This is a genomic window from Ktedonobacterales bacterium (assembly GCA_036557285.1).
Classification (GTDB): Bacteria; Chloroflexota; Ktedonobacteria; order Ktedonobacterales; family DATBGS01; genus DATBHW01.
The window spans coordinates 42338-65545 of the sequence record DATBHW010000057.1; the positions used below are offsets into that span (position 1 = coordinate 42338).

Sequence of the window (23208 nt, forward strand, 5' to 3'; positions counted from 1 at the left end):
GAAGCTGCCGCGCAAAGACGCGCGCCACAAGAGAGTGGACTCATCGTGTCCGTATTGTAGCATAGCTCACATCAGCCGCCAAATCTTCAGTTCTCTGGATGCCACTGTGTTACAATGAGCAGTGTGGAAAGATCGTTCTATCCCGTTTCCTGCTCGAAGGCGCGCAGGCATCCTTCGTAATGCGTTCGCATACGTTGGCGCACACATCAGCGAGGCAGAGCCGACCTATGAATGACAAGATACTACCAGATACTGCTCCTCCCTCTCTAGCGGACCGCTATGCTCGCCAGACGCTCTTCGCTGGCATTGGCCGCGAAGGCCAGGGGCGCTTGCTCGCCTCGCGCGTGGCGATTATTGGCTGCGGCGCGCTGGGTACAGTGCTGGCAAATAACCTGGCGCGCGCCGGAGTCGGCCATGTGACGATTGCGGACCGCGATTTTATCGAGGCCAACAACCTCCAGCGTCAGGTACTCTTCGATGAAGATGATCTGGCGCGCAACCTGCCCAAAGCCATTGCCGCCAGCGCAAGGCTGCGGCGCATCAATTCTGAAATCGAGATTACGGCGCTGGCCGAAGACATCAACGTAGATAATATCGAGGCCATCGTTGCCAGCGTCGATCTGGTGATGGACGGTACGGATAATTTCGAGACGCGCTATCTGCTCAACGATGCCTGCGTCAAAGCGGGCAAGCCCTGGATTTACAGCGGCGTAATCGCCTCCTATGGCGTCACCATGAATATCCTGCCAGGCGATACGGCCTGCCTGCGCTGTGTCTTCCCGGAGATGCCCCTGCCCGGCACGACGCCCACCTGCGATACGGCTGGTGTCCTCAACGGCATCGTCGGCGCTGTCGCCTCGATTGCCTCCACCGAAGCCCTCAAAATCCTGCTGGGCCGGGCAGAAAAGATCAACCGCGCCATGCTCTGGATGGACCTCTGGGAAAATACGCAGGACCAGATGGAAATCCCGCGCATGCCCGACTGTCCTGTCTGCGGCCAGGGCCATTACGAATTTCTTGACGACGCCAGCGGCGGGCAGAGCGCGTCGCTCTGTGGGCGCAACGCTGTGCAGGTGCGCCCGCCGCGTCGCGCCGACAATGGACACGACGCGCCAGCGATGAACTTTGCGCTGCTGGCTGAGCGGCTGCGCGAAGTGGGCGAAGTGAACTTCAACGACTTCCTGCTGCGCTTCCGCGTGGATGGCTACGAGTTCACCGTCTTTCCCGATGCCCGCGCGATCATCAAAGGCACCGACGATCAGGCTATCGCCCGCTCGCTCTACGCCCGCTATATCGGCGCGTAGCCGACTGCGCGTGACCCCAGCTAAACCGAAAGGCAGGATACGATGGTTGCTGAACCGCATCGAACAGCGATGAGCATCGAGGACTATCTGGCTCTTGATCGCAGCAGCAGCGAGGCCCGCTATGAGTTTATTGACGGCCACCCCTATCTGCTAGCCGGGGGAACCGCCGATCACGCCACCATCAGTTTCAATATGATGAGCGCCATCCATAGCCGCCTGAGCGACCCATGCCGTATCTATAACTCTGATTTGCGGGTCCGTCTATCCGAGACGCGCTATGTCTACCCGGATGCCTCGGTAAGCTGCGATCCGCGAGATCGCGGGCAGGCCGATACCATCCAGTATCCGCGCCTGGCAGTTGAAGTCCTCTCCCCCGGCACAGAAGCCTATGATCGGGGCAGGAAGTTTGGGTACTATCGCGCCTGCCCGACGCTGCAAGAATATGTCCTGGTGGACACGCAGCGCCAGGCGATAGAGGTCTATCGCCGCGAGACCGATAGCCTCTGGACGCTGCATCCCTTTGGGCCAGGCGATGAGGTGGAACTGGCAAGTTTGGGCGTGCGTTTTCCCGTTGCCGAGGCTTATCGAGACGTGGTGTTCTCAGAAGGGTCGGCAGAGGACTGATCGAGGTATTGACAGCCATTGAACAGGAGGTTCTTTTTGACAGCATCTGACGCTTCTCTCGACAGACTCATCGAGGACTATCAAACCGCTATCGGCGCCGTGTGCGAGATCGCCGAAGCCTATTACCGTCTGGGCAAGCTGGATGCGGCTCTCACCGCCCTCCAAGCTGGCGCCCTGCTCCTGGAAGATGCAGCCGAAGAACAGAGGCTGGACGACAGCCGGGCAAAGCTGCTGCTTCAGCAAGGCAAGCTGCTCGTTACCAAAGGATTTTATGCCAACAGTGGCTATGAGGCTGCGGCCTCCACCTTGCTGCGCGCCCAGGGGCTGGCAACCTCCATCGGGGATGAGGGCGGCAGCGCAGACGCGCTTCAGCTCCTTGGGCAAGCGGCTTACAACAAGACGGTGCATGGCAGCGAAGGCGACTATACACAAGCCCTGGATTACTTTCAGCAAGCTCTGGCCCGGCGAGAGAAGCTGGAAGATCGGCGGGGTATTGCCGAGTCATTATTTTATATCGGCCTGATTCATGAACGCTGGCAGCAGCCGGGCGAAGCGGAAAGCTATTATACCAGAGCGCTGGCGATTGCCCAGGAGAGTGGCTACCAGATCGAGCAATCCTATGCCCTGCGCCATCTGGCGGGTCTCGCTCAGGAAGCGGGCGATCTTGAGAAGACGCTGACCCTGTTTACAGAATCGCTGACCTTGCGGGAAGGCGCCGGTTACAAAATCCTGCTCCCGCTCTCCCACATTGCCGTTGGTGATGTGCTCCTGGCGCAGCAGCATCTGCCCCAGGCGACAACGCATTACCAGGTGGCCTATGCCATCGCCCAGGAGCTGGATACGCCTGTCGCGCAAATGATCTGTATGCTCTCGCTTGGCGCCTTGTATCAACAGCAGCAGGAACTTGCTCAAGCGCGCTCGTATTTCGAGCAGGCATACGATCAGGCAAAAGAGATAGATATGCAATGGGCAATGGGAGTCGCCTCCAGGGAATTGGAAGGAATTGCCAGGCTGGAGCACAACAGCTAGCATCATAGATTCATTATGCAAACAAACGCCAACGATACGATTGCCGCCATTGCGACGCCCCCTGGCATCGGGGGCGTCGGCATCGTGCGCGTCAGCGGGCCAGAGGCGCTGGCGATTGCGCGGCGCATCTTCCGCCGCTCCGGCAAGCATCAGGACGCCGCCGATTGGCAGCCGGAATCACACCGGCTCTATTACGGTCATGCTATTCAGCCGCGCACAGGCCAGACGCTGGATGAGGCGCTGCTGGCCTTTATGCGCGGCCCCCACAGCTATACCGCCGAAGATGTGGTCGAGATTCAAGGGCATGGCGGGCCGCTCGTCTTGCGCCGCATATTGGACGCCGCGCTCAGTGAGGGCGCGCGGCTGGCAAATCCTGGCGAAATGACTTTGCGAGCCTTCCTCAATGGCCGCATCGATCTGGCTCAGGCCGAAGCAGTCATGGACGTGATCGGCGCGCGCACCGATGAGAGCCTGAGTCTGGCGCTGGCGCAACTGCGCGGGCGGCTTTCGGAGCAGGTCCAGGCGGCGCGCCAGGATACGCTGGGCGCGCTGGCGCAGATCGAGGCCAGCATTGATTTTCCCGATGATGTCTCCGCGCCAGAGCCTGAGCGTCTGCGGGCCAGCATCGAAGCCGCAGCGGGACGGGTGGCGCGGCTGCTGGCCGGGGCAGAACAGGGGCGTCTCTATCGAGAGGGGCTGCGCGTGGCGATCATCGGGCGGCCCAATGTCGGCAAGTCCAGCCTGCTCAACGCCCTGCTGCGCGCCGAGCGCGCCATCGTCACCCCTATTGCCGGAACGACCCGCGACACCGTTGAGGAGTACGCCAACGTGCGCGGCATTCCTGTACAGTTGATTGATACGGCTGGCATCAACGAAACCAGCGATCCCATCGAGCAGATCGGCGTGCAGCGCAGCCGCGCCGCCGCGCGCGCCGCCGATCTGGTGCTGCTGGTGCTGGACGCCAGCGAACCCCTGAACGAACGGGACGAAGCGGTGAGCGCGGCGCTGCATGCCCTGGGCTTTGGCCGCAGCGACCCCGCGCTTCAGGATGAGGCGCGCGGCCATCCGGCGTCAGAGGCCGACGGCGCGCGCGCCGGGCGGCCAGTCATCGTCGTCCTCAACAAAAGCGACTTGCCGCAGCGGCTTGCGGAGAGAGAGGCGACGGTTCACTGGCCGGACGCGCCCGTCGTGCGCACCTCGATGATTACGCAGGACGGACTGGAGGCGCTGGAGGAGCAGATGCGCGCCCAGGCGCTGGCCGGGCAGGTCAGACGCGCATCCGATGAAGAGGCGCTGGTCACAAACACGCGCCACCGCGACGCCCTGCGCCGCACAGCAGAGCATCTCAGCGGGGCGCTGGAAACGCTTCAGCAAGGGCTGCCCTTCGATTTCGTCGCTATAGACCTGCATGGCGCGGCCAACGCGCTGGGCGAAATCACCGGCGAAACCGCCACCGAAGACCTGCTGGAGCGCATCTTCCACGATTTCTGCCTGGGGAAGTGAACCACATCCCCTGAATGCCAGCGGTTGTCACTTGTAGCGCCGCCTTCCAGGCGGCTAATAGTCGAGCCGCCTGGAAGGCGGCGCTACACAGAAAAGGCTCATGCGCCGTTACGCTGGGTCGCTTGCACGCGGGCCACCAGATGCTCCAGGCGCCTGCGCTGCTCAGGCGTCGCGTGGTCAATGCGATAGAGCAGGTGATCAACTACCGGCTCAGGGAAGCTGTCAAGCAGGCTATCAACGATGCGCTGCATCGCGCGCGTCGTGAACTCGGCTTTGCTGGAGGCGGGGCGATAGACGTAAGCGTTATCAACCTTCTGGCGCGACAGCAGGCGCTTCTCAGAGAGGCGTTCCAGCACCGTCTTGATCGTGGAGTACGCCAGGGAGCGGCTGGTGTGTTGGAGGTGTTCATGGACGACGCGAGCAGTGCATTCCCCGCGTTCCCAGACGACCTCCATCACTTCGGCTTCCAGCTCGCCGAGCAGCTTCTGCATACCCTGCCGGTCGGGTCGAAAGGCCAATTTGATGTCCTGTGCCATAATCCCCTGGCTCCCTCTCTTAATTCGGCTGCCTATTTCAATCGCTGGCGCCACTCAACAGATACGCCGGGGCTGCCTACGTTTCTGGCGAGGCAGCTTGCAAGCGGGCATCCGTCCAGTAGCTCATTCGTTCTTTTCTCGTGGGGCGAGTATAGCATGGGAGCGGCAGAGAGTCAACTCTTCGGGCAGGGAGATAGGCCATTTTACTAGCCAGCCAGACGGGCAATCTGCGCGGCCAGGCGCAAGAGCCGCTCGCGGTCATGCAGCGGCTCCAGCCAGCGGGCCGGAATAGCCGAGAGGCCATAGTGCGCGCCGGCCAGCGCGCCACAGACCACGCCGCCGGTATCGGCATCCCCGCCAAGGTTGACGGCGGCGATCAGCGCCTCCTCAAAGCTTTCGGTGCGCACAAAGCACCAGAGGGCCAGGCGCAGCGTATCGTTGCTGAAGCCGCTGGGGCAGAGATCGGCGCGTTCGCCCGCGCCCGCAGTCTCAAAGAGGGCTGCCACCTCCGGGCAGGCCACCCGCACGCCATCAGCCGCACTGCGCAGCGCACCTGATGGCGGTCCTTCTTGAATCAGCGCGGCTATCGCCAGATTGAGCGCGGCGGCCCCATAGCGCGCGCGTTCGTCCCAATGGGTGATCAGCGCGCTATTCAGGCTATCTTCCATGAGGCGTTCAGGGGTCCGGTAATCCAGCAAGGCTATCGGCGCGCAGCGCATGATCGCCCCATTCCCCGCCGTTCTGCCGCCCAGGTGGTCATGCGCCCAGCGGCCAGCGCGGTCCCAGCGTTCTCCGCTTGCCAGCGCGCGCATGGCAACGGAGATCGTATTGCCGACATCGCGGGGGCCGGATTGAAACCAGCGCAGAAAGCGTTCGGCTACATCGGCGGGATCAAAGCGTCCCTGAGAAAGAATGCTTTCAGCGATACAGACGGCCATCGCTGTATCGTCGGTCCACTCGCCCAGGCCCCAGCCGAGAAACCCACCGCCCAGCATATTGCGCACCGGCCCGCCGTAGTCGCGCAGAATCTCTTCAGCCCCCTTGAACTCCAGCGGCGCGCCCAGCGCGTCTCCCACCGCCAGCCCCAGCAGCACCCCCTGACAGCGATCAAGAGAGGGCAATGTTCCAGACATACCTGTTCCTCAGCAGTGGAGCGCCGCCCCTCAAATCATGCCCCCTGGCTCAATGTGCATGCCTGCTGTATCTGCGGGGCGAGATTCTTCAGCGGCGCCAGAATAATGAGCAGCAGCGAGCCTCTGGCTGGCGGATCAAAAACAAACTCACCTTCTTTCACCGACTGCTGGCTGCCTCTGATCAACGTAACAGTGGAAGCTTTGCAGCCCAGAACGGCGTCACTTTCTGTTCCCTGGACGGCAGAGGGCAAAGTCCAACCGTACTCCGAGTTAGTCAGTCTCTGTTGATAAAAGGTGGCAATCTGCGCAGGGGTCTGGCTATCCACGGTGTACACCCACTCCTCGGAGCCTGGGCCGGTGGTGCCGCTAGCGGAGCGGTCCAGATGCTTGAGAAACGTGATGCCACAGGGCAGCGGAATATCCTGGCGCAGTTCATTGCGCTGTTGGACAGCGCACAGACTCGGATAGTAAAAGATGGCGAAGGCGCTGACACCCACCACCAGCAGCAGCAGGAAAAATACCACCATCAGCGCCCACAGCGAGCGCCAGAAGGGGCGTTTGGGCGGCGGTTCATCGGCGTAACCGGCTGAATAGGCTTGATAGGACTGGCCGCGCCGCGCATGCGCGAAGGGGTCTCCGGGCTGCGGCGCAGCCCCATAAGGCTGCTGAGCCGCGTTAGACTGGCTCTGCGGCTGATTGCCAGCAGCAACAGATGAGCGCCAGAACGGGTCTTGCGCCACTTCCTGGGTCAGCCCACAGCTACGGCAAACGCGCGCTGTGATAGGAAATGGCGTGCCGCAGCGGGGACACGGTGGAGCCGAAGGATCAGAACCCATACACACACTCCCTCATCGCCCGCTCTGCCAGAGCGCGCAGAGCGGCGAACAGGATGCTCAAGCGCCTGGGCAGGTGTCGTGGGCCGACAGGTCAGAGCCAGGCTTCGCCTATTATAGCCGATTTGAGCCAGCATGCAAAGCAGGGCAAGCCGCGCGTTAGCGATCAAAAAAAGGCGCAATCCACTCCACCGCATCCACAATCATGGGTACTGTAATCATATGCGAGACCTCATACCATTTGAGCGCCAGCCGATCTGGATGATCCTGATAGAACGGCAGGGCCGTGTCATAGATGCGCTGCGACGCCTGGGGCGAAACCATATCATCCTGGCGACCATGAATCAGCAGCAGTGGGCGCGGAGCATAGTTCGCCAGGTCGTGGGCCAGGTCTTGCGCAGCAGCCCAGCGCCGAAGCTCTTCGCCCGGCGGGGGCAGCCCCGGCAAGCGCAGCAGCAACAGGTCTTGGGGCGAGGCTCCGGCCAGCGAGACTACCGCCGCCACGCGCGCATCACGCAGGCCCGTCATCAAAGCGATCCCCGCGCCCATTGAAAAGCCGCCAACGGAGATGGCGTCAGAGCGCACATCCGGGCGCGCGCTGAGATAATCCAGGCAGGCTTTCATATCATCGGCGCTGCGAATCACTGTCTCGGCAATAAAATCGGCGCTCAGGGTATTCAGATAGCTGGGGCCGTGCAAGGGCATGCGCTCGCCATGCCCCCAGGCATCAGGAAGCAGCGCCATAAAGCCGCGCTCGGCCAGATATTCGCCCAGCGGCAGCAGATCGGTTTTATCCGCCCCATAGCCATGCTGAATAACAGCGGCGGGCTGGGGGCCGTCGGCGCGAGGCCGAATAAGCATCGCGGGAACTTCATTGGGTCCAACGGCAATTTCTTCTGCCGGGGTAATTGCATAGCGTGCCACAAACAGTCCTTTCAGGAAAAGGGGGCTTCTGCTTGCGCCCTCTGGCGCAGCGTTTTTCAGTAGTTATTACGATGCTTCAGGTAGCAGGGTTAGCAAAGGGCTGGTGGTTTTATAGTTCCAAACCAATAGCGAACTACTGATTGGTTGGTACGGTTCACGCCGCCCCCAGCACACAGGGCTGGACTGACCAGGCAAGCGTTAACCATACGGGCGCAACTACAAGCGCCTCTATCCCCTTGCTAAAAGCGTCAGGGAGTGCTTTCCGCAAGATGTTGTACGCCCCGTTCACATCCGCATTCAGGCAGCGCCCATCCTTGGCACGATACAGGCCCCGCTTGATGCGCTTGCCGCTAAATACCGACGGCTCCTTGCGCGTGGGGTCGTAGGTGGGGATGGGGTCGCTGTCTAAGAAGTTGGTCCGGCTCGTGTAGCTTTCCTCTTGCAGCACAAAGCGAATGCCTGCCAGCTTTGCTTTGTATTCCAGCATGGCGATAAAGCGGGCATGGGGCAATCCAACAAAGTGCTGATTGGTGACCCGGCCTAACTCCGCTTCCTGTTTCCAGCCAGGGTTTTTGCCCACCACCAGCGTGCCTATCCCCTCCGCTACCAGCAGGGCAATGATCGCCTTGCTCGCGGTGTGCAGGTAGTGATTGATACGGCGCGTGCGTTTGGCGGTGAAGCGCTCCATGCGGGCCGTTGTACCCGTCGTGCCTAATGCCTCTTGCAGTTCCGCTCTGCGCTTGTTGTAGAACTGGTTGGTAGACTTGATCGGACGCCCGTTAACAAGCCGGGGCACAAAGCCCTTCTTGTTTGAGGTTAGCGCCGCGAGATTGTCTACGCCAATATCTACCGCTGCGGAGAGGGAAGGATTGCCAGATGGGGCCGCTTCCTGACATTCGTAGACCACTTCGACCACATAGAAGCCGATACGGGGCACGATGCGGACTTGGGCGATATGGGCGGCCCGCGTTTGCACTGTGATAGGCAGCATGGATGGCTGAATCAGCCCACGCTTCAAGCCGGGCCGGGAAAGCGCCTGAATCGTGTAGACCAGGGCGTACCGCCCATCGGTCTTGTGCTTATAGTGCGGCATTTTCGGGTGCTTGCGAAACTTGGACGGGTCTTCCCGGTAGGCTTCACAGGCAGCAAAGTAGCTCTGCCAGTTCTTATCCAGCAAGCGAAGCACCTGCTGAGCGACTTTGGCAGGCAAGGCTTTGTATGCCTCATGGCCCTTCATCTGATGATACACCGTCTCAAACGGCAGATAGCGGTGCTCAAAGATGAAGGACTGCCGGACCAGATACAGCGCGGCATTGTAGAGATTCTTCGCTGCAAAGGCTGCCACGTCAATGGGGGCAAAGCGGGGGTCCGAACGTTTGATGCTGTGCTGCTCAGTCCGTTGCATCATCCGCCTCACTTTCGCCTGCTTCCAAGCTGCGGATAATGCTTTCCGTTTTGCGTTTGGCCCGCCGCTGCCCATAGAGCCGCGCCGTAAACGAGTAGAGAATGGCTGTCAGGTCCGCCAACAAGTCTTCCTGCCCATTCACGGCCTCGTTCACCACCTCAATAGCGCGGCCCTGGCTGCGTAAGAGCGTGTCGAGATAGCGAAACCCAAAACGGGTCGCCCGGTCCTTATGCTCGACCACAATCAGACCGATGGCTTGATCTTCCAACAACGCCAGCAGTTTGGGCCGGGCGTCATTCACGCCAGAGCCGACTTCTTTTACCACTTTGGCGACCTGATAGCCTTTGGCGGCACAATAGGCCACAAGCCGCTCTGCCTGGCTATCCAGGTTGGGCTTGTTCTCGGCACTGGAGACGCGGGCATAAATAGCAACACGGCGTGGCTTCTCTTCCGGCGTGGCCTGCCCTTCCGTGATGATGATGGTGTGTGGCCCGACACGCTGGCCCTGGATTTTGCCATCCCTGAACCAGCGCCAGGCTGTCTCATAGCGCACACCCATCTGTTTAGCGTAGTCAGCAAGTTTCATGTCCTTATTCTAGCACAGCCTTGTAAGGATAGTCAAGGATATGCTAGAATAGACTATGCATCTTGCGAACGTTTATAATACCAGTTTTCTGCAATGCCAGCAATATCTTTCGGCGCAAAGGCACAGAAGGATGCTCTTACCCTTGACACCAGAGCATTTTCAGGGTATGATTACGCCAACGAAAGGAGGTGGTGCAAAGCATGAGTGAACCTATACGCTGCGCAGGCAGTACGGCGACTCGCCACGCACCTACCCTGAGCGGAGGGTTCTGGCGCTAGCCAGTATCTTTTGCCGAGTCGGAGGGGCAAACGCCCCTGCCTGCGCGGCACGCCTGGAGAGAAGGCTAAAACGCCTTCTCTCCAGTCTTTCTCTCTCGCAGCTTCTTTCTGTAGCATGATGCTTGTAGTGCCACCGCTCCGCAGCTCTGCGGAGCCGTTTTTCACCCAGGCGCTCGTTGAATCTGGCGCTGGCCGTTCTATCCTCTTCCGGTCCCCCCGGCTGCTGCGGGCATTCCGGTCTGGCTTTGCTCGTCTCATTGTTGGTTCCCAATCATTCAACCCGATATGGGTAGGGTAAAAAGGATACAATAACTTCGCAGAAACAGTGGAAACATTCTCTCCGCGAAGCCAGTCCAGGGATACAGAGATGGATAGCCACACAGGCGACAGAACAGGTGAACAGAAAGCGCAAGCTCTCATGGATAGTTTTCCCCTGCTCAATATCGCAGACATAGAAAACAACCTCCATAACACACACCTGGGCAAAACGCTGGTCTACCGACCCGTCATCGAGTCCACCAACACGCTGGCCCTCACGCTGGCGCAAGAGGGCGCTGCCGAGGGCACCGTTGTGCTGACCGATGACCAGCCAGGCGGGCGCGGACGCCAGGGGCGACACTGGCAAGCCCTGCCAGGCCAGCAGGCGCTGCTTTCCATCATCGTCTACCCCACGTTTCCAGCGCATTTCCTGGTCATGTGCGCAGCCCTGGCTGTGCGCGAGGCGATTGCGCTCACCAGCGACCTGGACCCGGAGATTAAATGGCCGAACGACGTGCTGGTTGCGGGGAAGAAGATTTGCGGCATTTTGATTGAAACCACGAGTGGGGCCGATGATCGTCTCTGCGCTGTGGTGGGCATTGGTCTGAATGTGCATGGTTCGTTCAAGAAGGAGGCGCCGGAACTTGTCGAGCGCGCAACCACCATAGCGGAGCAGGGCTGCGAGAACGTGAACCGTGAAGGATTGATCGGCGTCCTTCTGGAACGCTTCGACGAGGGCTACGAGATGCTCCAACACGGCGGCGCCGATGGCGCCTGGCGTATCTGGAAACACTGGCGAGATCATCTCTCCACCCTGGGGCGATGGGTCCGCATCCAGCAGGGAGAGCGGCTTATCGAGGGGATGGCAATTGGAGTGGACGGGGATGGCGCCTTGCTGGTCCGTCAATTGGATGGCGCCACCACTCAGATCACCTGGGGCGATGTCGAGATGCGCTAGCGCAGCGATCACGTCAGCGCCTGGCGTCATTCAGCCAGCGCACCAGATCAGCGCAATGGGGCGCTGATTGCTCTTGACACTGCTGCTGGCGGAAGGGGAACCGCCAGAGAAGGAGGTTACATGGAGACGCAGGATGTTTATTTGACACCGGAAGGCCGACAAGAAAACGCGCAGCGCCTGGAATATCTGCTTACCATTAAGCGGCCAGAGATCGCTGAATCTATTCACGATGCCAGAGAGGCGGGCGATGTTACGGATAATGCCGCCTATGAAGAGGCCAAGAATGAGCAGGCCAGGATTGAAAGCGAGATCGCGCGGCTGCAATGGGTGCTGGCGTCGGCCAAGGAATTGAAACTCAAACAGGGCGGCCAGGAGATCACCCTGGGGTCTCATGTTCACCTGCGCAACGAAGACAACCGCGAGTTCCGCTATGACATTGTTGACCCCATCGAGGCCAATCCTTCCAAGGGGAAGATTTCCAACGAGTCGCCGGTGGGGCGGGCGCTGATGGGCTGCAAGGTTGGCAGCAGCGTGACGGTCTCGACGCCCAGCGGCGTGCGTACCTATACGGTACTGGACCTGGAGTAAATCGGGCGGTTGTCGCCGCGAACCTCTTCCGCGAGTAGACAGGCCATGTTATACTATATCGGAGGCAAACCGCCTCCGATATTTTTTCTGCTTTTCATTGCTCAACATTTACCCCCTCATCGAAAGGAGACTCTTTCTCAAATGGATGAGCATCCGATGACAGGGCAGACGCCTGTTACCGCCACCGAGGCAGCGGCGCATCATGAGGCAGCCGCAGCCCAACAGGCTGGCAAGCCAGGGGCCAAAAGGTCAACGCCCAATCGCCTGGTCGCCCAGGTAGGCACGCAGATGAGCGCCTTGCAGCAGGCAGAGACGATCAAGCAGTTGCAGAGCCAGGTCAAGCAGCTTGAAAGTCAGAGCAAAGACGCTGGTAGGGTTTTGCTCGCAACCATGACCACGCTGGCAACCTCAGCCTTCGGTCTGGTAGCCGCACTGGCCTGGAACGAGGCCATCAAGGCCCTTATTGAAGAGTATGTTCCTAATGCAGGGAGTCAGGTAGTCGGAACACTCATCTACGCCGTTATTGTCACCTTGATTGCCGTGATTGTTATCTATTACCTCGGCAAGCTGAATGGCCGGTGGGGCAAGAAATCAATAATTGGCGATGGTGGACACATCGAAGGGTGAACCAGTTCCTCAGCGTCTATTCCTGGGCAGGCCGAGGCTAACGCCTCGGCCTCTCTTTTTCCAGGGCAGCCGATAACGTGCAGCGCCGCCCGCTTTTTTAGGAGAACTCGCAAAGGGCGCGGTGATACAATACAACATGATCTCTCTGCAACACCCCTAAAACCTCTCAAGAAGACGACAACTGCACAATTAAGAGCGAGGCGAACCGTAGAATGGAAGAGCGAGAAGTTCGATTAGAAAAGCTGAGCGCCTGGCGGGCCGAAGGCGTCAACCCGTACCCAACGCACGCCCAACGCACCCATACCATCCAGGAAACCCTGGACCAGTTTGACGCCCTCCAGGCGGAAGAAGCCGAGATTACCCTGGTAGGCCGCATTGTCCTTTCGCGCGATATGGGCAAAACGACCTTCATGCACATCGAAGACGGCAGCGGGCGCATGCAGGTCTATTTCAGGCGCGACGATCTGGGCGAGCAAGCCTATACCGGCGTGCGCCGCCTGGATAACGGCGATTTCATCGAGGCCAGCGGCCATCTGTTTGTCACCAGAATGGGCGAGCGCACCCTCAAGGTCCACCGCTACCGGCTGCTGAGCAAGGCGCTGCAACCACTGCCCGCCAAATACCACGGCTTGCAGGATGTCGAACTGCGCTATCGCAAGCGTTACCTCGATCTCATTGCCAACCGCAGCGAAGTGCTGCCTGTTTTTGTGGCGCGCAGCCAGACCATTAGCGCCATGCGCCACTATCTGGACACGCATGGCTTTCTAGAGGTGGAGACACCGACGCTTCAGCCGCTCTATGGCGGGGCAAGCGCGCGACCATTTATCACGCATCATAACGCGCTGGACCGCGATTTCTACCTGCGCATCGCCACAGAACTGTATCTCAAGCGGCTCATCGCGGGCGGCATCGAGCGTGTCTATGAGATCGGGAAGAACTTCCGCAACGAGGGCATTGATCGCGTCCATCAACCTGACTTTACGGTGATGGAATGCTATCAAGCCTACGGCGACTACCTGAGCATGATGCGGCTGGTCGAAGAGATGATCGCCGAAATTGCCATCAAGGTCAAGGGCGCGACACGCTTCGCCTATCAGGATTTCGAGGTGAACGTGGAGCCGCCCTGGATACGCATGCCCCTGCGCGAAGCCATTGCCGAATTCATGGGTGTTGATGTCAACCGCTACCGAGAGCGTGACGAGTTGGCAGAAGTCATGCGAATACAGGGCTATGAGGTAGATGAGAAGGCAGGCTGGGGCAAGCTCGTTGATGATCTGAAAGGGCAAATGATGAAGAAAGGGCTGCCGCCGCTGAAGCAGGCGCTCTTCCTGACGGACTATCCGCTGGATGTGTCGCCGCTTGCCAAGCAGCGGGAAGATGATCCCGACACGGTGGAGCGATTTCAGCCGTTCGTCGCGGGCTTCGAGTTGGGCAACGCCTATACCGAACTCAACGACCCGCTGGAACAGCGCGCCCGCTTCGAGGACCAGGCGCGCCAGCGCGCGCGGGGTGATGAAGAGGCGCAGATGCTGGACGAAGATTATCTGGAGGCGCTGGAGCATGGCATGCCGCCCACAGGCGGCCTGGGCATCGGCGTTGACCGGCTCGCCATTCTCCTGACCAATCAGGAAACCATTCGGGATGTCATTCTCTTCCCCACCCTGCGCGACTGACCGCCCGGCGTCTCTTGTCGCGGCCAGGCGCGCTGTGGTATATTTTCCAATAGAATAGTGGCTCTCTGCCGCATTGCCTGGAGAGTGATAGGGCGATCAACTCTCCGACAACACACCGCTTCACACCTGCGAGCAGAACAGAGTACAGTATGTATGCTGTCATTCTTGCTCTTTCTTCCAATACAGACCCGCAAGCGTGAGCAATACCTTCTTAAGAAGGATGGGTATATGGCGGGCCAGCCCATAGATACCCGCCCATTGCACACATTGTTGCCACCGGAAAGGGAAGACGCCTGATGGCCGAAATTGAGAACAATGAAAACCAGGAAGAAGAACTCAAATATGAGTCGGAAAGCTGGGAACCAGACTGGTACAAAACCAATATTCCCTGCCAGGTGGGCTGCCCGGCGCATACCGATGTCTCGACCTACATCGGTCTGATCTCCCAGGGCCGCTTTGACGAAGCCTACCTGCTCAATCGCAACGCCAATGTCGTGCCTGGCGTGCTGGGCCGCACCTGCGCCAAGCCCTGCGAGCCGGTCTGCCGCCGCAACAAGATTGATGGCCGGCAGGTGACGATTTGCTGGCTGAAGCGCGCCGCCGCCGACCACCGCGAGTACCGGCACCGCGCCGAGACGCCGCCTATCACCAAAACCAAGACGGTTGCCATTATTGGCGCTGGCTCGGCTGGCCTGGCCTGCGCCCGCGATCTGCGCCTCATGGGCTATCCCGTCACCATCTATGACAGCTACCCAACGGCAGGCGGTATGATGGTTGGCGGCATCCCCATCTGGCGTTTGCCGCGCGATGTCACCATCGAAGAGTGCGACGAGTACATGGAAGACATGGGCGTCAAGATGGTCATGAACACGACGGTGGGCAAGGACATCTCGCTCACCGACCTGCTCAAGCAGTATGACGCCGTGTATATCGCCGCTGGCTGCCAGATGTCCAACGACATGACCGACGACAAGCGCCAGCTTGTCCCCGGCCACGATCTGGAAGGCGTGATGAGCGGCCTGCCGTTCCTGGAGAAAGTCAACTTTGGCGAGCCGGTCTATGTCGGCAAGCGCGTGGTCGTCTACGGCGGTGGTTTCACGGCGATGGACTGCTGCCGCTCGTCCATTCGCTTTGGCGCGGAAAAAGTCTATGTGATTTATCGGCGGTCCAAGGAAGAGATGGGGTCGGATGAGTATGAGGTTGATCAGGCCACGCTGGAACATGTCGAGTTTGTCTACCTGACCGGCATCGCCGAAGTGCTGAGCAACGACGGCAAGCATGTCAGCGGCCTCAAGTTCTTCCGCAACAAGCTTGGCGATCCCGATGAGAGCGGGCGCCGCCGCCCCATCCGCATCCCTGATTCGGAGTATACGATTGAGTGTGATACGCTGCTGAACGCCCTGGGGCAGTACTCGGATACCTCGTTCATCCCGCCGGAACTGAATCTGGAAACCAATCGGTGGGGTCTGCCAGCCATTGATTTGGATACCTGGATGACCAGCTATCCGGGCCTCTTTGCTGGTGGTGACTACACGCAGGGCGCGCGCAACCTGATCTCGGCCATTGCCGATGGCCGCGACGCCGCCTCAGCCATCAATCGCTATCTCGGCGGCGAAGACATCCCGCCAGAAGAGGCGATTGAGGTCGAATTGCCCGACTTCCGGCGCGGCATGGTGGATGATTACGAGTCCATCCCCTTCCAGACCATCCCCAGCCTGCCGCTGGAGAAACGCTACAGCATCTTCACCGAGTCCGAAACCGGCTACAGCCCGGAGGAAGCGGTCACGCAGGCGCGGCGCTGCTTGCAGTGCGCGCTGAACATCATGATCGATCCCTCCATCTGCATCCTCTGTTCGGGCTGCGTGGACATCTGCCCCTATGACTGCATCAGCATGGATGGCCTGAAGACTGTCGTCAAAGGCGACCCGGAGCATCAGCTTGCGGGTACATGGTCGGCTGGGGCCGATATGATTATTGACGAAGAGAAGTGTATCCGCTGCGGCCTGTGCATCGTGCGCTGCCCCACAGACGCTATCTCGATGGTCCAGTTCGAGACGGCCAGCGCCAACAACCGCTGGAACGTCTCCAAGATTCCGGTCATTAACGTCACGCGCTGAAGCGATTATCACCTGTAGCGCCGCCATCTTGGCGGCTGGACGCTGGCCTGCTGGTACGTTGGCCTGGGGGCGAACGTTCGCTCTGGCGCAGCGGTGGCCGCCAGGATGGCGGCGCTACAGGTGGATGCCTTTCGCATTCAACAGAATTGAGTACCAGAAGCCACTTCATCCCCCTCGTCGTCTCCCGCTTCAGCTTCCTCGTCAGCTTCCGCGCCTGCGGCTTCGGGCTGGCCTCCATCGGTTCCCTCGTCAGTTGTGGCTGGTTCGGGGCTGGCTTTCTCTCCCAGATCAAGGTTGCCAACAAGGAACGGCACGATGGCCGACACAGCCACAGCGATGGTGGCATTCAGGTGCAGAAAGAGAAACATGCTCCCGCTCAGAACATATGAAATGCCGAGAGAGAGCAGCAAGACGTTCCAGAACTGTCGGGGCGTTGAGTAGATTCCGGCGCTTCTCGTGATGACCATATACAGCGCCAGAACGATGGTCACGAAGACCAGCACATTCGGCAAACCGATCCAGTCCAGCATAGATGCGCTCCCTCCTGAAGATGCTCCGCCGTTGCAGTGGTTGTAGCCTGTGGCGATTTTCTTTCCTGCTTGCTACGCAAGATACAACGAAATACTGCGCTTGAATGTTACCATGCGGCCATTATCACGTACAATCGGCGCTCACCCGGCGCTCTGCCAAAAAGCGGTTGCCACCTGTAGCGCCGCCGTCTCGGCGGCTCAACGTTGGCCCGCTGGTGCGCTGTCCCAGAGGGTGAACGCTCGCCCTGGCGCAGCGATGGCCGCCGGGACGGCGGCGGTACGGTGGGCCGCCGGGACGGCGGCGCTACCAGTGGCATCCCCCGATACTTGGTGGAACCCTCATCCAGCGTTCGCAAAACTTCTTGTCAGGCAATCTCAGGCATGGTATCATCGTCGCAGTACAGGAAGGAGTGGATTGCTATGGCATCCGAGACATTACCCCCGGAAACAACACCCGCCACAACAGGCTTCACGTTCCGCCTGCACTGGCTGGCGCCGCTGGCAATCGCCATTCTCGTTCTCTACCTGGCCCGCGATATTATCACTCCGTTTGTCGTCGCGGTGGTTCTGGCCTATCTTCTCGATCCATTTGTCGCCACAGTGCATCGCTACACCCGCGCGCCGCGCGGCCTGGTGGTGGTGGTGATGGCGCTGCTGATATTAGGCGCTCTTGGCGCGATCATTGCGCTGCTGGTGCAGTTGGCCTCGCACGAGGGAGAGAGCCTGCTGACTAATCTGCCGGACTATCTGAGCAATGCTGTTGACAACGTGAACGGCCTGATTGCCCCTACTACTATCCAGATTCCCAAAAGCGCGATCCCCGGACTGGGGGGAAATCCACTTCCCAATATCAGCATCGGCGACGTTCTGAGCTTCGCCGTCAGCTTTGCCCGCTCCACCGGCCAGAGCCTGCTTGATACATTGATTACCTTTGTCTCGACCATCTACCTGCTGATCGAAGGGCATCATATCGCCAACGGCGTGCAGCGCTTCTTCCCGCTGGAGCAGCGCCCACGCTTGAGCAGGGTGATGCAGCAGGTTCGCCATACCTGGAGCAGTTATATCCGTGTCCAGATATTTCTGGCCGTGTTGATGATCGTGGTTTCCTGGATTGTGCTGCAACCCGTTTTTTTCGTGCTGGGCCACTTCCTGCCAGCCATCTTTGGTGGCGCGCTTCCTTTTGCCTTGCCGGTTGCTATTGCCATTGGCCTGCTGGAAACGATCCCCATTGTTGGGCCGCTGGTGGCAATTGCCCTGGCCGCCATTGTCGCGCTCGCCACGCTGGGCATCGTCCCGGCGCTGATGGTGGTTGCGGCCCTCTATACACTGCGCCTCGTCGAAGATAATGTCGTCATTCCCAACGTGCTGGGCAGAGCGACGCACCTGCCAGCCGTCGTCACGCTCTTTGCCGTCGCGGTTGGCGGCCTGGTCGCTGGCCTGGTCGGTCTGCTGCTGGCGGTTCCTATCGCCGCCGCCGTCAAAGTCATCATTGATGAATACTATCCGCACCCGCACCCCGCGCTTGCTCCTGCGCCGACAAGCGCATCTGCATCGCAGGCCGAGACGCCCCCGCCGGTCACGCAGACCACCCGGCAGGGCCACAGGAAGAGCGAGCCAACCAGCAACTAGCGGAGCGACACGGGCTGCCGCTCCGCCGCGAGGCTGTGAATCAATTCGCCCAATTCGTCGGCATGCCGCGCGAACTCTACGCGGGCGGGACCCTGCGCCTTGAAGTCTGCCAGCGTCATATCATCCAGAAAGCGCGCCCCGGCGTTATCCAGCATCACACGGGGAAGCACGACCACATCGCCTAATTCATCGCGCGCCTTCAGGTCTGCCAGGGCGTCCAGCACATCCTGCCCACAGAGCAGGCCCGCCACCGTTACCAGCGGCCCCCAGAATTGGTTGATGACTGGCACAGATCGCGCCTCCAGGTTGGCAACCTGGCGGAGATCAGCCGCCACCTGCTCCAGAATGGGCGCGGCCAGGGCGCTGGTGATGATCGTCAGGCGCGTTGGATGAGGGAACGCTGCGGGCAGCCGCCGCTGCTGGCGGCGCCAGCCATCCAGAAACGCTCGCGTCATGCCTACGCCGTTCTCGATCTGCTCGAACGCACCGTAGTGCCGCGCCGAGGGAAATTTCTTGTTCGTCAGGAAATACCACTCATCGGAGAGATAGACAAATGGCTCGCCCATCTCGGCCTCAAAGCGTTTCTGCCAGCCCTGCGCCTGTTTGACAATTGCCTGCGCTTCGTCCACGCGATACGGGCGCATCGCGGGTAGATCGCCCACCTTGAGCATATTGTTATGCTTCGTCAGGCCAACCGGAACCGCCGCGATGCTCTGCACAATCGGGCGCATCGCCGCCAGGTCGGCGATGCTCTTATCCAGCCAGGGACCATCGTTGATCTCAGGGCAGAGGACGAGCTGCGTGTGCGCCTGAATGCCCATCTGGCCCAGCCGCCGCAGATGCTCCAAGACCTCGCCCGCGCGCGGCCCATCAACCATCTTGCGCCGCAGGTCCGGGTCGGTCACATGCACCGACACGTACAGTGGGCTGAGGCGCTGCTCCTCCAGGCGCTGCCAGTCCTTCTCCTTCAGGTTGGTCAATGTAATGAAATTGCCAAAGAGAAACGAGTAGCGGTAATCGTCATCTTTAATGTATAAAGAGTCGCGCATCCCCAGCGGCAGGCCGCGCTGCGGCTGATGGCGCTCTGGCAAGCCCTTGATAAAGCAAAAGACACACTTATTGGCGCACTGGCGGATAAACGGCGCTGGCTCTTCGCCAAAGAGAACGCCCAGGTCTTCGTCGGCATCCTTCACAATGCGCAATTCGACTTGCGAGGTCTGCCCGTGAATTGGGCGCTCCAGCACCAGCGCGAGGTCTTCATCGGCCTGGTAGAAGCGATAATCCACCAGATCGCGCACGACCTGGCCGTTAATGCTGCGCAGCAGATCGCCGGGCTGCACTCCGGCCAGATCAGCCGGGCTATCAGGAATCACTTCGCGCACCCAGGCATACATCTTGGGCATAACCAGCCCCCCAAAAGTAATAGAGCAAGGTGAGACGATAACAGGTCCAGAAGAGGATTATAGCCCCACCGCGAGCCAGGCGTCAAACCAGCCAGCACACGAAAATCTGCTGCGATTTTAACCTCATACTCAGCTTCTTCTAAGGCTTTTACGGCATGCTACCATTGCAGAGAAAACGGAAGAGCGCAAAGCCCGGAAGACAAGCAGAGAAGGGAAGAAGCCCGCAGAAAACCAGGAACCTTGTCTTGGAGGATGCCCGATGAATAGCACCGATCCCGCGCACAACCAGCAGCCGCCTGGCGGCGAGCAGCCCGGCGCTCCCCAGCCATTTTGGGAAGACGCCAACAGCGACTTCTGGCTCAGGCAGACGGCGCCAACCCGGATTGTGGACAGCCAGCCTCCCGGCGGAAGCATTGTCGTCTCCAGCGGAGCGAACAGCGGCCCGCCGCGCTGGCAGGCGCTGCGTCGCGGCGGGCCGCGTGTCTCGCGCCGCACCCTGCTGGTTGGCGCGGGCATCGCGGGCATCGCAACTGTTGCCGTCGCGGCGGGCGTCGGCGTCTACAGCCTGGCTGGCAGCGAGCGTAATTCCGTCGCTCCTGCTGGCGCGCAGCAGATCGCCCATCTGCTGCGCCGCGCGGGCTTTGGCGCTGCTCCCGGCGAGATCGAAACCTACAGCGCCCTGGGCATCAACGGCGCGGTTGATCGCCTGCTCAATTTTCATGCCATCCCCAACACGCTCATGGACCAGCGCATCGCTGCCGCCAGATTCGATTTCAATAATTCGCAGGACATTCTGCGCTGGTGGCTGGCGCGCATCGTCTACAGCGCCCATCCGTTGGAAGAGAAGATGACCCTTTTCTGGCATGGTCTGCTTACCAGCAGCTTCCGCAAGGTTGGGGGCCAGCGCGGCTTTGCGCTGATCAAACAAAATAACGATTTTCTGCGCAAGAACGCTTTCGCGCGTTTCGATGATATTCTGGCAGGCATCACCATAGACCCGGCTATGCTCCACTGGCTGGATGGCAACAACAGCCGCGCTGGCTCCCCCAACGAAAACTTTGCCCGCGAGGAAATGGAACTCTTCTCGATGGGCGTCGGGAACTATACTCAGACGGACATCGAGCAATCGGCGCGCGCCCTCACCGGCTGGCGAGTGAATCCGCTGACCAGCGAAGCGGTCCTTATCCCCAGGCTGCACGACAACGGCCAGAAAACCTTCCTGGGGCAGAAGGGCGCCTTCGATTACAAAGACATCGCGCGCATCATCTGCGCGCAAGCCGTCACCCCGAAGTTTCTGGCGACGCGGCTCTGGCGCTTCTTCGCCTATGAGAACCCCGGCGCCGCCGACATTCAGCCGCTCGTTGATGCCTACCACAGCAGCAATCACAGCATTGCCGCCATGATGCAGGCTTTGCTCACCTCGCCCGCCTTCTACTCGCCCCAGGCATACCGCGCCCGCATCAAGAGTCCGGTAGAGTTTGTGGCCGGGGCGTTCCGCAACCTGGGCCTGAGTAGCATCGAGCAAGGGAAGCGCAATAGCACCCTGGGCGCGCTGACGGTCATGGGCCAGGGCCTCTATAATCCCCCTAACGTAGCAGGCTGGCCGGGCGATCAGGTCAGCGCAAGCTGGATCAACACGGGCGCCTGGATGACGCGCATCAACACGGTCAACGCGCTGGTTGCCTATATGAACGCCTCACCTGACTTTATGCGCCGCTTGCAATCCGATATAGAGAAGCAGCAGATCAAGACGCCGGAACGGTTTGTGGACTATGCGCTGATGCAGCTCATAGACGGGCAGATTGACAGCGCCCGTCGCCAGATGCTCATTGACTATCTGAACAGCGGGGCCAATGGCGGGGGCGCGGGGGTCAAACTGGTGGGCGGCAAGTCCCTCTCCGGCGGGAGCGTGCGCGGCCTGTACTATCTGATCTTGTCCATGCCAGAGTACCAACTGGACTGAGGAGGTCGTTTTCATGTTCAACATTTCGCGTCGGGCCATGATGAAAGACGGCCTGCTGGTGGTCACGGCTGGCATGATTATGCCGTCAATCTTCGGGCGAGCGGTGCGCGCCGCCCATAATGCCGCGCTGGAAGGCGACCACTGGGCTGCCGACGCCCAGGGCCGCACGCTGATTGTCGTCCAGATGGCGGGCGGCAACGATGGCCTGAACACCATCGTCCCCTATACCGACAGCCTCTACTATCAGGCGCGGCCCACGCTCGCCATCAAGCAAAAGGATGTGCTGCCGCTCAATGAGCGGCTGGGGCTGAATCCCGCCATGCAGGGGGTGAAATCCTTCTGGGACCAGCGCAAGCTTGCCATCGTGGAGGGCGTCGGCTACCCAAATCCCAGCCTTTCGCACTTCCAGGCGATGGACATCTGGCAAAGCCTGGACCTGCACGGCCAGGGAACCCAGGGCTGGCTGGGCAAATATGTCGCCGGGCTGGTGGACAAAGACGGCCACCCCTTTCAATCGCTGGACATTGGGGTCCAGGTGCCTGCGGCGCTGCGCGCGATCAACGCCGAGGTTCCCACGCTCACCCAGCCCAAGAGCTACCAACTGGCCGCCGATCCGAGCAACAAAAGAGGACTTGACGCTCGCACGCAGGCGCTCTTGCGCCTCTACGATTCGTACCCCAAAACAGCGCCCTACGCCGCGCTGCTCGACGCCACCGCCCAGCATGCCCAGCAGGGGTCAAAGGCCATCATGGCCGCCGACGCCGCCTACAAACCCGCCGTGACCTATCCTACCGGCGCGTTCGCCGATGGCTTGAAAGTGCTGGCCGAGGTCATCGTCCAGGGTCTGGGTCTGCGCGTCGGCTATATCACCCTGGGCGGCTTCGACACCCACGCCAATCAGGTCAATGATCAGCCGGTGCTGCTGAAAACACTGGCCGAGGGTCTGGCTGCCTTCTACAATGATCTGGCCGCACATGGCAAAGCCGACGATGTAGTCATCATGACCTGGTCCGAGTTTGGCCGCCGTGTCCATGAAAACGGCAACGAAGGCACCGATCACGGCACCGCCGCGCCGCTCTTTGTGATGGGTAACGCCGTCACCGGCGGCATCTATGGCGAGCCGCCCGACCTAGGCAATCTGGACCAGACCGGCAACCTCAAGTTCACCATTGACTTCCGTCAGGTCTACGCCACTGTCTTGGACCGCTGGCTCGGCGCGCCCTCGCAGGCCATCCTGGGCGGGTCGTTTGGCAACCAGGGCTTTCTCCAATCGCCATCTGCCGCCTAGGCGGGAGCGTTCCAATCAC

At 60.3% G+C, this 23208-nt stretch carries 21 protein-coding genes; 12 read left to right on the forward strand and 9 right to left on the reverse strand.

Annotated features, from left to right (window positions below; all coding sequences use genetic code 11):
• The first annotated feature begins 227 nt into the window (after positions 1-227).
• Genes VH599_17475 through mnmE form a run of 4 tightly spaced genes read left to right on the forward strand, consistent with a single transcriptional unit; the run spans position 228 to position 4460 of the window.
• Positions 228-1304 carry a ThiF family adenylyltransferase gene (locus VH599_17475; protein HEY7350113.1) on the forward strand — a complete coding sequence of 359 codons (1077 nt, stop codon included), beginning with the start codon at positions 228-230 and terminating at the stop codon, positions 1302-1304.
• A gap of 42 nt (positions 1305-1346) precedes the next feature.
• Entirely contained in the window at positions 1347-1928 is a 582-nt protein-coding gene (locus VH599_17480) for a Uma2 family endonuclease (GenBank protein ID HEY7350114.1), read from the forward strand.
• A gap of 36 nt (positions 1929-1964) precedes the next feature.
• Complete coding sequence (locus VH599_17485) at positions 1965-2957, forward strand: tetratricopeptide repeat protein (protein HEY7350115.1); 993 nt, start codon at positions 1965-1967, stop codon at positions 2955-2957.
• A gap of 15 nt (positions 2958-2972) precedes the next feature.
• Positions 2973-4460, forward strand: coding sequence for a tRNA uridine-5-carboxymethylaminomethyl(34) synthesis GTPase MnmE (mnmE, locus tag VH599_17490; GenBank protein ID HEY7350116.1), 1488 nt, complete (start codon positions 2973-2975; stop codon positions 4458-4460).
• A gap of 98 nt (positions 4461-4558) precedes the next feature.
• On the opposite strand, the gene VH599_17495 is transcribed toward mnmE, so the two are convergent.
• The 6 genes from VH599_17495 to VH599_17520 form a co-directional block, all read right to left on the reverse strand.
• Positions 4559-4996 carry a BlaI/MecI/CopY family transcriptional regulator gene (locus VH599_17495; protein HEY7350117.1) on the reverse strand — a complete coding sequence of 146 codons (438 nt, stop codon included), beginning with the start codon at positions 4994-4996 and terminating at the stop codon, positions 4559-4561.
• Positions 4997-5202: 206 nt separating this feature from the next.
• Positions 5203-6129, reverse strand: a complete 927-nt coding sequence (locus tag VH599_17500) for an ADP-ribosylglycohydrolase family protein (protein HEY7350118.1) — start codon at positions 6127-6129, stop codon at positions 5203-5205.
• Positions 6130-6164: 35 nt separating this feature from the next.
• Entirely contained in the window at positions 6165-6965 is an 801-nt protein-coding gene (locus tag VH599_17505; GenBank protein HEY7350119.1) for a zinc ribbon domain-containing protein, read from the reverse strand.
• A 156-nt stretch (positions 6966-7121) separates the two neighbouring features.
• Positions 7122-7886 carry an alpha/beta fold hydrolase gene (locus tag VH599_17510; GenBank protein ID HEY7350120.1) on the reverse strand — a complete coding sequence of 255 codons (765 nt, stop codon included), beginning with the start codon at positions 7884-7886 and terminating at the stop codon, positions 7122-7124.
• Between the two features lie 154 nt (positions 7887-8040).
• Positions 8041-9294 (reverse strand): transposase, encoded by a 1254-nt coding sequence (locus tag VH599_17515; GenBank protein ID HEY7350121.1) that lies wholly within the window; start codon positions 9292-9294, stop codon positions 8041-8043.
• The gene (locus tag VH599_17520) at positions 9278-9877 is read right to left on the reverse strand and encodes an IS607 family transposase (GenBank protein ID HEY7350122.1); all 600 of its coding nucleotides are present in this window, start codon (positions 9875-9877) and stop codon (positions 9278-9280) included. The genes VH599_17515 and VH599_17520 overlap by 17 nt, the downstream gene beginning before the upstream one ends.
• A gap of 696 nt (positions 9878-10573) precedes the next feature.
• On the opposite strand from VH599_17520, the gene VH599_17525 reads away from it, so the two are divergent.
• From VH599_17525 to VH599_17545, 5 genes are all read left to right on the forward strand, one after another.
• Positions 10574-11371: a biotin--[acetyl-CoA-carboxylase] ligase gene (locus VH599_17525; GenBank protein ID HEY7350123.1), complete on the forward strand. Its 798-nt coding sequence runs from the start codon at positions 10574-10576 to the stop codon at positions 11369-11371.
• Positions 11372-11491: 120 nt separating this feature from the next.
• Positions 11492-11959: a transcription elongation factor GreA gene (greA, locus tag VH599_17530; GenBank protein ID HEY7350124.1), complete on the forward strand. Its 468-nt coding sequence runs from the start codon at positions 11492-11494 to the stop codon at positions 11957-11959.
• A gap of 141 nt (positions 11960-12100) precedes the next feature.
• A complete protein-coding gene (locus tag VH599_17535) occupies positions 12101-12586 on the forward strand; it encodes a DUF5654 family protein (protein HEY7350125.1) in 486 nt (161 codons plus the stop codon).
• A gap of 212 nt (positions 12587-12798) precedes the next feature.
• A complete protein-coding gene (gene lysS, locus VH599_17540) occupies positions 12799-14259 on the forward strand; it encodes a lysine--tRNA ligase (GenBank protein HEY7350126.1) in 1461 nt (486 codons plus the stop codon).
• 296 nt (positions 14260-14555) lie between these two features.
• Positions 14556-16376 carry an FAD-dependent oxidoreductase gene (locus VH599_17545; GenBank protein HEY7350127.1) on the forward strand — a complete coding sequence of 607 codons (1821 nt, stop codon included), beginning with the start codon at positions 14556-14558 and terminating at the stop codon, positions 16374-16376.
• 137 nt (positions 16377-16513) lie between these two features.
• Here VH599_17545 and VH599_17550 read toward each other — a convergent pair whose 3' ends face one another.
• A complete protein-coding gene (locus tag VH599_17550) occupies positions 16514-16906 on the reverse strand; it encodes a hypothetical protein (GenBank protein ID HEY7350128.1) in 393 nt (130 codons plus the stop codon).
• A 107-nt stretch (positions 16907-17013) separates the two neighbouring features.
• Complete coding sequence (locus VH599_17555) at positions 17014-17262, reverse strand: hypothetical protein (GenBank protein HEY7350129.1); 249 nt, start codon at positions 17260-17262, stop codon at positions 17014-17016.
• 64 nt (positions 17263-17326) lie between these two features.
• On the opposite strand from VH599_17555, the gene VH599_17560 reads away from it, so the two are divergent.
• The gene (locus tag VH599_17560) at positions 17327-18535 is read left to right on the forward strand and encodes an AI-2E family transporter (GenBank protein HEY7350130.1); all 1209 of its coding nucleotides are present in this window, start codon (positions 17327-17329) and stop codon (positions 18533-18535) included.
• On the opposite strand, the gene VH599_17565 is transcribed toward VH599_17560, so the two are convergent.
• Entirely contained in the window at positions 18532-19938 is a 1407-nt protein-coding gene (locus tag VH599_17565; protein HEY7350131.1) for a DUF512 domain-containing protein, read from the reverse strand. The two genes, VH599_17560 and VH599_17565, sit on opposite strands and share 4 nt — an antisense overlap.
• 259 nt (positions 19939-20197) lie before the next feature.
• Here VH599_17565 and VH599_17570 point away from each other — a divergent pair, with 259 nt between their 5' ends.
• Both VH599_17570 and VH599_17575 read left to right on the forward strand, forming a co-directional pair.
• Positions 20198-21901, forward strand: a complete 1704-nt coding sequence (locus VH599_17570) for a DUF1800 family protein (GenBank protein ID HEY7350132.1) — start codon at positions 20198-20200, stop codon at positions 21899-21901.
• Positions 21902-21914: 13 nt separating this feature from the next.
• Positions 21915-23189, forward strand: coding sequence for a DUF1501 domain-containing protein (locus tag VH599_17575; GenBank protein ID HEY7350133.1), 1275 nt, complete (start codon positions 21915-21917; stop codon positions 23187-23189).
• Positions 23190-23208: the final 19 nt, after the last annotated feature.